The sequence below is a fragment of the Neotamlana nanhaiensis genome (assembly GCF_000943555.1).
Taxonomy (GTDB): Bacteria; Bacteroidota; Bacteroidia; order Flavobacteriales; family Flavobacteriaceae; genus Neotamlana; species Neotamlana nanhaiensis.
The window spans coordinates 93,600-107,993 of record NZ_JTDV01000002.1 but is presented as its reverse complement, the minus strand read 5'-3'; the positions used below and the strand labels follow the sequence as shown (position 1 = coordinate 107,993).

The window sequence follows — 14,394 nt, the reverse complement described above, 5'->3', positions numbered from 1 at the left end:
ATTTAGTAACCCGAAAGTCAATCGAAAAATTAAGTACTAGCAACAAAATATTTTGTCTTACACAGAAATTTTACAATCCTACAATTTATCAACTTTACAATGGTGCGCTATAGCTTTCGCTGTGTTTTTATTAGGTGTTTCAAAAGCAGGTTTAAAAGGTATTAGCATATTTATTGTGGTTATTTTGGCTTTGGTATTTGGTGAAAAAGCATCAACAGGCGTTTTGCTACCTATGCTTATTGCGGCCGATATTTTAGCTGTTACATATTATAATCGTCATGCCAATTGGAGTATTATAAAAAAACTTATTCCGTGGATGATTGTTGGTGTTTTAGTAGGTGTTTGGATTGGTAACGATATCTCAGAAATCGTGTTTAAACGCCTCATGGCCATAATTGTTTTAATATCGGTAGCCATTATGGTTTTTACTGAAAAATTAAAAGCGAATAACGTACCAAACAACAAGTTTTTCTCAAGTATAATGGGGTTTTTAACGGGTTTTACCACTATGGTTGGTAATTTAGCGGGCCCAATATCGAATGTTTATTTTTTGGCTATTCGATTTAAAAAGAATGAATTTATAGGTACAGCGGCATGGTTATTTTTTATAATAAACGTGTTTAAATTGCCGTTTCATTTTTTTGTTTGGAAAACCGTAACTAAAGACAGCTTGGTTTTAAATTCGGTACTTATTCCTGCCGCAGTAATTGGTTTTTTTACGGGTGCTTATATTGTTAAACTAATATCGAATGTAAATTATAGAAAATTCATTTTAATTGTAACGGCTATTGCAGGTTTACTCTTGTTTTTTCGATGAGTTGTAACAAATTTAAACTTGTTGCTACCTATAATTGCAAGTGGTTTAATTTTTTTACTAAATTTAAACTCTAATCAATTACTTAATACACACTAATCATGTCTGAAGAAAAAAATTTAAGCGACGACCTTAACGATATGTTAGACGACGCCAAAGATGGGGCTAAAAAAGCCGCCGATAAAGCCGAAGCATTTGCAGGCGAAGCTAAAGAAAAAGCCAAAGAATTTGCCGATGATGCTAAAGAAACAGCAACAGAGTTTGCAAATAACGCCAAAGAAACTTTTAACGAAGTAACTGGTGAAAATAAAAAGGTTTTAGCAGGAGTTTTAGCTATTGTTATTGGTTCTTTAGGTATTCATAAATTTATTTTAGGATACAATAAAGAAGGGATAATTCAAATAGTATTAACCTTTGTAACTTGTGGTTTAGCAGGTATTGTGCCGTTTATTGAAGGCATTATTTACTTAACAAAATCTGACGACGAGTTTTACAACACCTACCAAGTTGGTAAAAAAGGCTGGTTTTAAGAATTAAAAACTATTAAAAGTCAAAATTTAAAGGTTTTGGCTTTTTTATTTCATTTTATCATCGTAATATTGCGATATGTAATTTGAATATAGTTATGGGTATTACAAAATCGGACATATTTACTGAGCAACAAAACGATTTAGCTCAATTTTTTAAAGTACTTGGGCATCCTGCCCGTGTGGCAATTCTTCAATATATAGGAAATCAAAATTCTTGTATTTGTAACGACTTGGTAGAAGAAATTGGTTTGGCTCAAGCTACCATTTCTCAGCATTTAAAGGAGTTAAAAAGTATAGGATTGCTAAAAGGCCAAATTGAAGGAAAAAGCATGTGCTATTGTATTAATGTAGACCGTTGGAACGAAATTCAACAACATTTAAATCAGTTTTTTAACAATACAAAATCCAATTGTTGTTAAACCAAGGATGTTAAAATGTAGTACTTATGGCAACACGCTTAAAATTCAACTAACACTTAAAATTTTAAAACCATGAAGACACAGGAATTATTAAATGTTTTAAATCAACATAAAAACAAAAGTTTGTTGTTTGAATACGCACCAAATGTATTTGTAGGTGCCAATTACCATATTACCGAAATAAAACATGTCACCATCGATTCGGTGGATTGTGGTGCACAAACCGACGCTTGGAAAGAAACAATAATTCAACTATGGGAAAGCCCAACCGAACTTGGTAAAACCCAATATATGAGTGTTTTAAAAGCTTTAGGGATTTTAAATAAAGTTGGTAAAATGAAGGCTTATGAAGCTAACGCTGAAGTAAAATTTGAATATGGTAACGCAAATTTTCATACGGCACAATTATATGTTAACGATTTTGAGATACGAAACCAGGACTTAATTTTTAAGTTAGCTGTTGAAAAAACCGATTGCAAAGCTAAAGATATTTGTGGTGTACCAGAAGAAAGGGTAATGGCAGATAGCATTGCAAAAGAGCCTTGTTGCACACCTGAAGGAAATTGTTGTTAAAATTTAATTGTTAATTTTTATTTATTTGATTTCGCTTAATGAAAACATCACTTTTCGTAACCGTTGAAAACACCATAGCATCGTTAAATGTATCGTCGATACGTGAAGAAAGACGAGACATTTTAAAATCTTTAACCGATTATATTAAAAGTAAAGCTGAAGCAAATGAGCCTATAAATATTAATTTTATTTGTACGCATAATTCCCGCCGAAGCCATTTAACGCAAATTTGGGCTCAAACAATGGCTGCTTATTATAAAATTAATGGTGTAACCTGTTATTCTGGTGGCACAGAAGCAACAGCTATGTTTCCAAAAGTTGGCGAAACGTTGCAAAATCAAGGGTTTCGGGTAATACAATTGTCAAATCAAAATAATCCTGTTTATGCCATAAAATACGGTGAAAATCATCCGGCTGTGGTGGCATTTTCTAAAATTTATAGCGATGATTTTAATCCTAAAAGCGATTTTGCAGCAATTATGACTTGCTCTTCTGCCGATGGTGGTTGTCCATTTGTGGCAGGTTGCGATAAGCGTATCGCCATAACCTACGAAGACCCAAAGGCATCAGACGGTACACCTGAGCAAACTGAGGTTTACGCCACACGTAGCTTACAAATTGCAACCGAGATGAAGTATGTTTTTAGTCAATTAAAATCCTAAAGATATAACGAAAGGCTATTCTGTTAATCCGTAATCTAAGGGAAGTACGTCGCCAATACGTTGATATCCCATAAATCCAGAAAATAAAACATCGGTAGGGTTTACGTAGTTGCCATAAACATCAACAATAATAGACTCGCTTAAAATTGTTAAACCAGATTGTTGCGATTTTTTATAAAGAATTTGCACGGGCTCGGTTAGTGTAACGCGTTTAAAAGTAGTGTGTTTTACAGGTTCTACTTTTATGTATTTATAAGGTGGAACGGGAAATCTTTTAAAATAAATTTGATAGTTTTTTTCGATTAATTGTTTGTTGTAAAGCGCTCGCATAAACTCTAGTGTAGAGCCTTGATAAACGGCATTTCTTGCTTTTTTCGCCTTCCTGATATTTAAGTTTTCTAAATCTGAAAAAAAAGTAGAGCCTACATAAACCGTTGAGTGTACATTAAATTGACTGTTTTTAGCATCAACATAATTAAAGTTTACTGTAAACGCTTCAATATTATATGTTATGTGGTATTGTAAAGCTTTATTAATTATTTGCAATGGCGCTTTGTTGTATGCAGTAAGTTGTTTTTTTGCTTTATTGTATCGTAAAATTAAATCGTCTTCATTTAAAATTTTACAGCGTTTAGCATATTTAGAACTACCTAAAAATTGTGCTCTAAAAATATTAAGTTTTTGTTTTCGGGTTAAGCCATCATCTGCATTTATAACGACTTCATCTAAAGTATTAGTTGACGGCTGTAAAGCTATGGTAGTTTTGCTTAAACTTCGGTAGTTACTAATAACTTTTGTATAGTAACCAATAAACGAGATTATTAAATTTGATTGAATACTGTTATTGTAAGTGATACTAAATTCGCCGTTTACATTAGTGGTAGTGCCTAGTGTGGTGTTATCGAAATAAACCGAAGCCGTTTCAATGGGTTGTTTTGTGGTTGCATCTAAAACAAGGCCTGTTAAGGTTTGCGAAAAACAGCAAACACTAATGTTTAAAACAAAACAATATAAAATGTGTTTCAACATTATTTTTTATCCATAAACTTGCGTTCTAGTTCGGCTTGAAACTCTTCCATAACGGGGCGTACGGTGCTTTCTGGTAAATCGGCAATTTTAATATACATTAGCCCATCAACCGAATTATTAAACAACGGATCAACGTTAAACGCTACCAATTTGGCATTCTGCTTTATGTATTTTTTTAAAAGTACTGGTAAACGTAATGCACCTGGTTCTATTTCATCAATAAATTTATCAAATTTGTTTAAATCGGCTTCGGTTTCATCAAAAACAAAGTCTTTGTCAGCATCTTTTAATTTTACCTTAAATTCTTTTTTAGGACGAACATATTGCGCGATATATGGGTCGTAGTAATGCGATTTCATAAACTCAATCATTAACGATTTTGAGAAGTTTGAAAACTGGTTACTAATACTAACACCTCCAATTAAGTAGTTATGTTCAGGATATCGTAAAGTGGTGTGTACAATACCTTTCCAGAGTAAAAATAAAGGCATTGGTTTTTGTTGATAATCTTTAATAATGAAAGCGCGTCCCATTTCAATCGATTCGCTCATCATTTTATACAATTCTGGTTCAAAACGAAATAAATCTTGTAAATAAAAGCCGTTAATGCCATATTTTTCGAAGATTTTATCGCCTAACCCCATGCGGTATGCACCCGCAATAAGTTTTTGTTCGTTATCCCATAAAAACATGTGGTGATAGTAGGTGTCGAAGGTATCTAAATCTATAGCTTCGTTGGTGCCCTCGCCAACTTCACGAAAGGTGATTTCGCGTAAGCGCCCAATTTCGCGTAAAATATTTGGGATGTGTTGCGCTGGAGCCAAAAACACTTCGTAGTTTTTACTTTCTAGTAGCCTAAAACCGTCTTTATAAAGGGTTTTAACTTCTTGCTCCATAAGTTTAGCATCAACAGGCGTAACAATGCTTTTTGGGGTTTTATGAGTTTTTAATGAAGATGAAATATTATCGAGAATCTTAGGTTTTTCTTCAAAAGAATTGGATAATAAATATGTTTTTCGACGTAAAAAATCGGTAAAATCTTTTAAGTTATTGTGTTCTTTTTGGTCGGCAACAGAAATAGGACGACCAATTCTTACCTTTATTACGCGACGTTTTTGGGTTAATAATTCCGAAGGTAATTTGGCTGTTCTAAACGTATCACTAATTTTTGAAAGTTTGTAAAACAGTTTGCTGTTTTTGGCATGAAAATATATAGGAACAACAGGAACTTCGGCCTTTTTTACAAGTTTCATTGCGGCTTCTTCCCAAGGTTTATCGACCACCAATTTTCCATCGCGATAGGTTGATACTTCACCTGCCGGAAAGATACCTAACGGGTGTCCTTCTTTTAAGTGTAAAATAGCATTTTTAAAACCGGCAATACTCGATTTGGCATCCTTTCTATCTTCAAAAGGGTTTACGGGCATTATATACGGCTTTAAAGGCTCGATACGGTGCAGTAAAAAGTTGGCTATAATTTTAAAATCGCTGCGTTGTTCTAGCATTAATTTTAGCAGTAAAATACCGTCGATGCCACCAAGCGGATGGTTTGAAATGGTAATGTAAGCGCCATCTTTAGGTAAGCGTTTTAAATCTTTTTCGGGAATTTCGAATTTTATTTGAAAATCATTTAAAATCGCGTTTAAAAAATTAAGCTCTTCGTGGTGCTTATTGCGTTTATATATACGGTTAAGTTTCGAAATTTTTAAAACTTTCATTAAAAGCCACCCAACAAAAGTGCCTAAAAATCCATATTTATCTAATTGAATGGCTTTAGCGACTTCTTTTGCAGTTACCAATCCTGTATCTTGTTGTTTGATCATGAATGTAAAAGTACTAAATAAACTATTTAGTTACTATTTGAACGGTTTGTTGTGTTAATTGTTTTAAAAGTACCATTTTATTGGTTTCAATTTGCTCAATGGCATTTTGGGTATAATGCCTAATGGTGTAAAGCGATACATTTTTAGTATAATTTACCTTAAATGTTGGTTTTAATTGATGCAATAAATCATCTAAATTATTGTAAATATCGTCAATACAAACCGAAAAACTAATGGCAGAATTTTGAATAACATTAACTTTCATTTTGTATTGATGCAGTAAGCTAAAAATAGTGCTTATGTTTTCTTCAACAATATAAGAGAAATCGAGTGATGATAAAGCTATTAAAACCTGATTATTTTTTACAATAAAGCATGGCATTACCGGATTGAGCGTTTCGTTTTTACCAATTCTGGTACCCGAACTATTAGGATTTAAAAAGGACTTTACATAGAGCGGAATTTCTTTTTGCTGAAGCGGTTGTAACGTTTTAGGATGAATAACAGAAGCGCCATAAAAAGCGAGTTCGATAGCTTCGGAATATGATATTTTATTTAAAAGCGTAGCGTTTTCAAAATATCTTGGGTCGGCATTTAAAATACCAGGAACATCTTTCCAAATAGTTAAACTTTTAGCATTAAAACAATAGGCAAAAATAGCTGCCGTATAATCGCTGCCTTCTCGCCCAAGCGATGTTGTAAATTGGTTAGCATCACTACCTAAAAAACCTTGCGTAATATTAAGTTGTGTTGTGTTAACTTTTGTGCTTATTAGGTGTTGCGTTTCTTGCCAGTTTACATTAGCACGCCTGTAATAACTATCAGTTTTTATTAATGTTCTTACATCTAACCAGTTGTTAGCAATCTCGATATAATTTAAATATTCGCTAATTATTGTGGTTGAAACCAACTCGCCGTAGCCAATAATTTGATCGTAAACAAAACTATAATCGTTGTTGTTATTGGTATCTAAAAAATGAGATAGTGCGTTAAAAAGAGAAGCTACTTTATTAAAAACAGGATGGGTTTTAGTATTTAAATTGAACTTTATAAAAAGCTCTGAAACAATTTCGTTGTGATAGTTTATTACGGTATTTAAAGCTGTATTTACATCAGGTTTATTTTCGAAATAGTTTTTTACTACAAGTTCTAGGGCATTGGTGGTTTTTCCCATAGCGGAAACCACAATTAGGGTATCATGGTATCCTATATTTTGTAATACAGCAACTAGGTTTTTTACACCATTGGCATCTTTTACCGATGCCCCGCCAAATTTAAAAATGTGCATGCTAAAGCTTAGAAATGTAGTTTTTAATGCCAGTTTCGCTTAGTTGTACCACGTCCCAATCGCGCATAACAGTTGCGCCTTTACTTTCATAAAATTTTATGGCAGGTTCGTTCCAGTCGATTACCTCCCAATTTATGCGTTTTACGCCAATGCTATGGCCGTATGTTACCACCTGATTTAAAAGCGCTGTACCTAAACCTTTACCGCGCATTTTTTGACTTACAATTAAATCTTCAAGGTGAATAATTTTACCTTTCCAAGTAGAGTAGCGGTTGTAAATTAACGCAATACCTTCCACCTTGTTATTTACCTCGGCAACAAAGCATAAAAAAGCTGGGTTTTCACCAAATCCGTCGTTTTCTAGGTCTTCAAGAGTCACTTCAACAGCGTCGGGTTCTTTTTCGTAAATGGCAAGTTCGTTTATTAAATCGAGTACTTGCGGCATGTCGGATTTTTCAGATTTTCGTATTGTATATTTCATTTTCTTTAAAAATTGCTTCAAATATAAGTTAAAGTTAAAAAATCTATTAATCTGTAGCGAAAACGTTGTAGTTTGATAAAAAAAGATGTTAATTTGTATACACACAAACAAAAATTTATGTCTTTAAAAAAACAAACTTTAGGAGAATTTATAATTGAAAATCAGTCATCTTTTAAATATTCTTCTGGAGAATTGTCCAGTTTACTAAACTCCATTAGGCTTGCCGCAAAAGTAGTAAATCATGAAGTTAATAAAGCCGGATTAGTAGATATAATTGGTGCTGCTGGCGACACAAATATTCAAGGTGAAGATCAGCAAAAATTAGATGTTTATGCCAATGATAAATTTATACAAACCTTAACCAAACGAAATATTGTTTGTGGGATAGCAAGCGAAGAAGAAGACGATTTTATTGCTATTAACAGTCAAGACGAAAATTACCAAAACAAATATGTGGTTTTAATCGACCCATTAGATGGCTCGTCGAATATTGATGTAAATGTTTCGGTGGGAACTATTTTTTCAATTTACCGACGCATAACACCCATTGGAACACCTGTGCAACTAGAAGATTTTTTACAAAAAGGGAGCCAACAGGTAGCAGCTGGTTATGTGGTATATGGGACCTCTACCATGCTGGTTTATACTACAGGCGATGGCGTTAATGGCTTTACCTTAAACCCGGCTATTGGCTCGTTTTATTTGTCGCATCCAGATATGCAATTTCCAGAAGATGGCTCGATTTACTCGGTAAACGAAGGGAATTATGTGCATTTTCCGCAAGGTGTAAAAAATTATATAAAATATTGCCAGCAAGAAGAAGGCGATCGCCCGTATACGTCGCGTTATATTGGTTCGTTAGTATCAGATTTTCATAGAAATATGATTAAAGGTGGTATTTATATGTATCCAAAAACCTCAAAAAGTCCGCAAGGAAAGTTGCGTTTACTTTATGAATGCAACCCGATGGCTTTTCTAGCCGAACAAGCCAACGGAAAGGCAAGCGATGGTTTTACCAGAATTATGGATATTGAACCAACCGAACTTCACCAACGTGCGCCATTAATTTGCGGAAGTAAAAATATGGTAACAAAGGCTGAAGAGTTTATGCGAAACGCCTAAAAGAAATGCTAATTTTATACGAAAAGCGGGCTAAATGCCCGCTTTTCTGCCCCTAAAAATTAACTAGCAATTTACTAAGGTGACTAACCTCAGTCTTTTAGTATTTTAAATGCTATGTTATTTTAATTGTTCTATAGTTTGTTTTAATAGTGCTGCAATATTTCGGGCATTTTCTATATCGGTGGCTTGTATTGCAAGTTTAAACGAGTAGCTTTTTATATTGCCATCTTCGTAGGTTTTTATAATTTTTTCTAAATGATTTGTGTTGAGTTCTACCATAGCTGCTTTTCCAGCAGTTACTATGGCAATGTTTTTAGGGTTTATATCGGCTAAACCAAATTCAAAAATACCTTCCACACTTTTTTTAAGGTTAGAGAATACTTCGGTTAGTTTTACGGTATAAGGATTTGTGCTAACAATTTCGAAGGTTTGGTCGAAATTATCATCGCCAATTTTTACTAAGGTTATTTCTTTTTTTAAAGCTTCTAAGCCAGATGAAACCGAAGTTACATGAGGCGCGCCATTATAATCGTCGCAGTTTTTTGTGATGCTTTGTAATGCTTCTTTTGCGGTTAAGGCATCTTCAATATTTTCAAAATATATTTTAAACGAATCGGTGTAATTTTGTAATTCGTCGTTTTTTAAATGTCTAATAAACTTTTCTTTTTTACGGGTATTTATTTCAACAAATAGTTGTGTTTTACTCGAGTCGTAATCAATATTATCGGTATTAATATCACTAAAATTAAAGGTGTATAAATTATCGGTTGTACCTTTTGGTGTGGTTTCTTTTACAATAATTTTCGATACGCAATCACCTTCAATACTTTGTGTGTACGATGTTTCGTTGCTCGAAATATTCGCAATAACTTTATTTAAATAACTAACAGCATTTGTTGTAGAACTTATGTTTGGTTTTGATGCTTCTAGGGCTTTTTCAGCTAACGGGATACTTTCCGATAGTACTTTATAGAGGTCTTTTGCGTTTTCAATAGAGCTGCAATAAAAGTAAATAATGTTGGTGTAGCTTTGCTGTACGCCATCTTCAAAAACTTTTATAGCTTTAATATTTCTTCGGTTTGAAACTTGTATATAAAACTCCTCGCCACTTATTTTATACATTAAACTATTTGGATTTAAAGTGGCTAAATTAAACTCGGCATCAATAGTTTTTGTTTTGCTTTTAGAGTTTATAGTGGCGCTTAATTTAATATGACCATCGTTTTTTGTGCTTCCCTCAATTTTTTGAATAATTTGAGTTTTTATATTATCGACGTCTTGTACATTTTTTTCTAACCAATTAACATGATCTTGATAAGAATGTAACGCCAGTTTGTTTTTTTCGAGTGTTTCGTTTGTAGGAATAATTTTTTTAATGGCATCAACTAAATCTCTAGCATTATCGATGTTTTTAGCAAAAAAGGCAATGTTATCGGTATAACTTATTTTATCACCATTATTCGAAATTTCTTTAATCAGTTTTTGTTTGCTGTTAATAAGCAATTGTACAATAATAACATCTTTTTTAGTGAGCGATCTAACGGTGTTAACATCAACATCTGCAAAACTAAAATTGTAAACCACCTCGTTGGTGTTGCCTTTAGCATCTAGAGCATTTAGCGTATAGTTAACATAGTTGTTTTCTTGTAATTTTAAACTCTGACTATATTCTAGTTTGGCGGCTTCAACTGTTTGTAACGACGATGCAACCGTTTCAACTAAACTACTTAAACTTTGGGCGTTTATGGTATGTACAAATAGATAAAAACAAAGTGTAAAAAACGATATGTACTGTTTTTTATTTATCATAAAATTTTGAAATAAAAAGCGCTGGTGTTAAGCCAGCGCCTGTACATTTAATTGTTAAAACGAAAAATAATAATGAACACCTATGCCCACAAAGGCTTTGCGGTAACTGCTATAGTAGCCAAAAGAGCCTCCTGTACCGTAGCCAACTTCTGCATTTAAACCTAGCTGTTCTAAACCTTCAAACGAATATTCGCCGCCGCCGCCAACTCCAAAAGCAACCGATGAGTATTTGTTTCCTGTACTATCGAACTTAACAGACCAATATCCAAGTTGACCAAAACCATATGTTTTTAAGTTAATGCCATCTAAAAACAGGAAATTGTATAGGTAACGTCCCGTAGCTGTAAACGAACTATAGTTGCTTGAATACCCATAATTAGCACCACCCACAATAAATTGTGCGTTATGTACATCGGTAATGTTGTATTTGGCACTTAAGCCGTAAAATAAGGTGTTAAATTGCGCTCCACCGCCAATAGAACCACCTTCTAACATTTGTGCATTGGTGTTGTTTGAAAAAGTAAAGGCGAAAATAGTAATGGTTAATAAAATTAATTTTTTCATAATGTGTTAATTTAAGAGGGTTACTTCGTGTTTAAACACTTAAACACGAAGTAATTTGGTTGATAGTTATTATTCTATGGTTATAGTTTTTGTAGAAACATCGGTAAAAGAATCATTTCCACCTTTGTATGTTGTTGTAACTTGAATTGTAATTTGAGTGCCAGAGGTATAGTTAGTTATCCAGTTTAACACATATAAGTTGCGTAATTGCTGACTAATAAGTTGGTACAGGTGTGTTATGTCGTCGCTTGTAGGCGAATAGAAATAGCGACCACCAGTTTCTGATGCTAGGTATTCTAAACCTTCTTTATCTGTATTACCAAATCCAACGGTATAAATAGGAATGCTTAGGGCTTTCGATTTTTCAGCTAAGTCATATAAATTTATATTCGATCTGTTATCGATTCCATCGGTAAAACCTATAACAACAGGTAACACATCCGAAAGTTTGTTTACTTCATCAAGTCCAAGTTCGCAAGCACTATAAAATGCGGTAGCACTACCAATATATGGGTCGGCATCTATTCCTGCTAGTAAAAGTGATTTGTCTGTTGTGAAAGCTTGAACTTCTTCAATATAAGAAGCAAATTTAATTATAGACATTAAGTCGTTGTCGTCTTTTAAGTTTATAAAATCAGCTAGAGCTTTTTCCATTTCAGAAATATCGTAGCTGCTCATACTTCCCGAATAGTCCATAGTAGTAGCCGCAGCTAGTGGTTTGTTGTTTAAATCATTAAAATTAGAGAGCTCTAATTCGTTATTAGAAATTAATTCTAATGCTCCACCATTCACAGATACTTCAACTTTATAATTACCTAAAGTAAATTGTTCTAAAGGACTACCTTCTTGATCGGTAACTGATAACATAATGGTAATGGCATCGCCAAATTGAGAAAGTTCTAAACGCGGAATTGTAGTCTCTAGCGCTGTGGTTGTTAAATCGTTAAGGTTCTCGAAAGGCGCATCTGGATCATCTTTTTCTGAGGAACATGCAAAAGCACATGTTGCCACAAATAGAAATAAAATTAATTTTTTCATGATTGTTTATTTAATTATTGGTTAATAGCTATACCATAATTAATAAGCACGAAAAGTATTTGGTTAGATGTTTTGGGTTAAAGAACGAGAAAATATGAGTCATTTTTTATACATCTAATATACTTATCATCGTATATGCCTAGCAATACGTAAATTCCCGTATTTTTCAGATAATCAGATGTTTTTAATCGGATATTCTGTAATTTGGTAGAAGCAAACCTATAATTAATGAAAAACCATTTTTTGCTTTTCTGTTTTTTATTTATCGCTGTAAAATCTTTTGGGCAAACAGCTGTTAAAAAAAATATAGCTTTAGTAGAAGATTTTATAAAACAAGGAGATAGCTTAAAAAAAACAGATAAAAGCGAAGCTTTAAAACTTTTTGAAAAAGGTTTGGCTATAGCTTTAGATGAAGGCTTTAATAACCAAGCTGCTATTTTATACAAAAAAATAGGCGTGATACATCATGTAAAAAGAGCGTATAATGTTGCCGAATACACTTATAAAAAAGGGATTAAAATTGATAGTGTAACAGCCATTACAGCCGATTTGTTATATAATATTTCCTTGCTAAAAAGTACTTTTAATCAACAAGACAGTGTCTTGCATTATTTAGAAAAAAGTCTCGCTGTTTACCAAAATTTCGAAATTAAAGAGCCTGCTTTAAAGGCTTTTTTACGAGCTGGAATAATTTATAAAGATAGGCAATTGTACGAGGAAGCATTGGAGTATAGTATAAAAGCATATCACGGTTTTAAAAAAAACAACGATAACCAAAAATTGGCAGATGTATGTACAACAATAGGTAACATACAAAATCAGTTAAAAAACTATAATCAAGCCTTACAATACCATTTTGAGGCTTTAGAAATACATAAAAAGTTAAAAAGTAATTTTGGAAAAGTTATAAGCTACACCAACATTGGTAATGTTTACAGTAGTTTAAATATAATCGATTCTACAATTTCTAATTACGAAAAGGCTTTGCTTTTATCAAAAAAAAGTAACAAGCAATATGCAATATTACTACATAATTTAGGCGTTGCATACAGTGACATTAGCGATTTTAATGCCTCAAAAAACTATTTTTTAGAAGCTATTAAAGCAAATACTATTTTAAAAGATACCACCTCACTTTTGTATAATTACAATGGTGTTTTAGGGTTATACATAGATCATTTGGATGTTATTGAAAGTCAAAAATATTTAAATTTAAGTAGCAAATTGTTGCCTTCGGTGTCTGATAATAAAGCTATAATTCAATTTTATGAAAACCAATCAGAATTCTATCAAAAAACAAATAATTATAAAAAAGCCTTTGAAAGCCAAAAGAAGTATATAACGCTGTATAAAGACATATTTAATTCTGAAAATACCAGAATAACTCAAAGTTTACAAGCTCAATTTGAATATGAGAAAAAAGAAAACGAAATATTACGTCTTAAACTAAAGGACACTGAAAGTCAATATTTAATAAAAGAGAAAACTAAAGATATCCAAAATAAAAACCTGATTTTAATAATATTAGCAACAATAATACTACTATTATTTGTAATTTATTTTTTGTTTTTGCAACGACAAAAAACACATTTACAAAAAACAAAAATTGAGAAACTTGAGGCTATTTACCAAGGGCAAGAAAGTATAAAAAAGCGAATAGCAAGAGATTTACATGATATAATTACAACTAATTTCGACGGGTTAAGGCTACGTGTTTTAGCCTTAAAACGTGCCGAAAATGTGAGCGAAAAAATTGATGGTATTACTACCGATTTAAAAAAGATGAATCAGCAAATTCGCACCGTTTCACATCGTTTAAATCCGTTAGAAATGTACATAGGGAAACAAAAGTTTACCGATGTTATAAAATCCAGATTAAGCGAATTTCAGCTTTACGGTAAAGTTTTTGTTGAGCTCGAAAACGAATTGCCCGAATTTTTAAACGAACTGAGCTTAACAATTCAAAATAATTTTTACGGTATTTTATTAGAAGTGCTAAATAATATTGAAAAGCATGCTTTAGCTACAAAAGTGATTATTAAAAATAGCGTGGATGATAAGCAGTGGTTACATTTTATATTTGAAGATAACGGGATTGGTATTGTACAAAATCATAAGGAAGGCATTGGCCTAATGAACATAAAACAACGCGTTGAAATTTTAGAAGGCTCATGTAACATAGGGAAAACCGATACTGGTACCCAAGTACACATTTATTTTCCATTAAATAAACACCATTAAA

At 32.7% G+C, this 14,394-nt stretch carries 14 protein-coding genes; 7 read left to right on the top strand and 7 right to left on the bottom strand.

Annotated elements, in window-relative coordinates; translation table 11 throughout:
* Positions 1–52: 52 nt before the first annotated feature.
* From PK35_RS03685 to PK35_RS03665, 5 genes are all read left to right on the top strand, one after another.
* Entirely contained in the window at positions 53–817 is a 765-nt protein-coding gene (locus PK35_RS03685; protein ID WP_082048516.1) for a sulfite exporter TauE/SafE family protein, read from the top strand.
* Positions 818–915: 98 nt separating this feature from the next.
* Positions 916–1,344, top strand: coding sequence for a TM2 domain-containing protein (locus PK35_RS03680; RefSeq protein ID WP_044625347.1), 429 nt, complete (start codon positions 916–918; stop codon positions 1,342–1,344).
* Positions 1,345–1,439: 95 nt separating this feature from the next.
* Positions 1,440–1,763: an ArsR/SmtB family transcription factor gene (locus PK35_RS03675; protein ID WP_044625346.1), complete on the top strand. Its 324-nt coding sequence runs from the start codon at positions 1,440–1,442 to the stop codon at positions 1,761–1,763.
* A 72-nt stretch (positions 1,764–1,835) separates the two neighbouring features.
* Complete coding sequence (locus PK35_RS03670; RefSeq protein ID WP_044625345.1) at positions 1,836–2,336, top strand: DUF6428 family protein; 501 nt, start codon at positions 1,836–1,838, stop codon at positions 2,334–2,336.
* Positions 2,337–2,374: 38 nt separating this feature from the next.
* Positions 2,375–2,998, top strand: a complete 624-nt coding sequence (locus PK35_RS03665; RefSeq protein WP_044625344.1) for an arsenate-mycothiol transferase ArsC — start codon at positions 2,375–2,377, stop codon at positions 2,996–2,998.
* Between the two features lie 15 nt (positions 2,999–3,013).
* Here the strand turns inward: PK35_RS03665 and PK35_RS03660 are convergent, their stop codons facing one another.
* Genes PK35_RS03660 through PK35_RS03645 form a run of 4 tightly spaced genes read right to left on the bottom strand, consistent with a single transcriptional unit; the run spans position 3,014 to position 7,619 of the window.
* Positions 3,014–4,027, bottom strand: a complete 1,014-nt coding sequence (locus PK35_RS03660; protein ID WP_044625343.1) for a carboxypeptidase-like regulatory domain-containing protein — start codon at positions 4,025–4,027, stop codon at positions 3,014–3,016.
* Entirely contained in the window at positions 4,027–5,850 is a 1,824-nt protein-coding gene (locus PK35_RS03655; protein ID WP_044625342.1) for a GNAT family N-acyltransferase, read from the bottom strand. The genes PK35_RS03660 and PK35_RS03655 overlap by 1 nt, the downstream gene beginning before the upstream one ends.
* Before the next feature lie 22 nt (positions 5,851–5,872).
* Positions 5,873–7,138, bottom strand: a complete 1,266-nt coding sequence (locus PK35_RS03650; RefSeq protein ID WP_044625341.1) for an aspartate kinase — start codon at positions 7,136–7,138, stop codon at positions 5,873–5,875.
* A gap of 1 nt (position 7,139) precedes the next feature.
* On the bottom strand, positions 7,140–7,619 hold the full coding sequence (locus tag PK35_RS03645; RefSeq protein WP_044625340.1) for a GNAT family N-acetyltransferase: 480 nt from the start codon (positions 7,617–7,619) through the stop codon (positions 7,140–7,142).
* Between the two features lie 117 nt (positions 7,620–7,736).
* On the opposite strand from PK35_RS03645, the gene fbp reads away from it, so the two are divergent.
* Entirely contained in the window at positions 7,737–8,741 is a 1,005-nt protein-coding gene (gene fbp / locus PK35_RS03640) for a class 1 fructose-bisphosphatase (RefSeq protein ID WP_044625339.1), read from the top strand.
* A 117-nt stretch (positions 8,742–8,858) separates the two neighbouring features.
* On the opposite strand, the gene PK35_RS03635 is transcribed toward fbp, so the two are convergent.
* The 3 genes from PK35_RS03635 to PK35_RS03625 form a co-directional block, all read right to left on the bottom strand.
* Positions 8,859–10,550, bottom strand: a complete 1,692-nt coding sequence (locus PK35_RS03635; RefSeq protein WP_044625338.1) for a hypothetical protein — start codon at positions 10,548–10,550, stop codon at positions 8,859–8,861.
* A 54-nt stretch (positions 10,551–10,604) separates the two neighbouring features.
* Positions 10,605–11,114, bottom strand: coding sequence for a hypothetical protein (locus PK35_RS03630; protein ID WP_044625337.1), 510 nt, complete (start codon positions 11,112–11,114; stop codon positions 10,605–10,607).
* A gap of 69 nt (positions 11,115–11,183) precedes the next feature.
* Positions 11,184–12,152, bottom strand: coding sequence for a vWA domain-containing protein (locus PK35_RS03625; protein WP_044625336.1), 969 nt, complete (start codon positions 12,150–12,152; stop codon positions 11,184–11,186).
* Positions 12,153–12,380: 228 nt separating this feature from the next.
* On the opposite strand from PK35_RS03625, the gene PK35_RS03620 reads away from it, so the two are divergent.
* Entirely contained in the window at positions 12,381–14,393 is a 2,013-nt protein-coding gene (locus tag PK35_RS03620; RefSeq protein WP_044625335.1) for a tetratricopeptide repeat-containing sensor histidine kinase, read from the top strand.
* The last annotated feature ends 1 nt before the right edge of the window (position 14,394 follow it).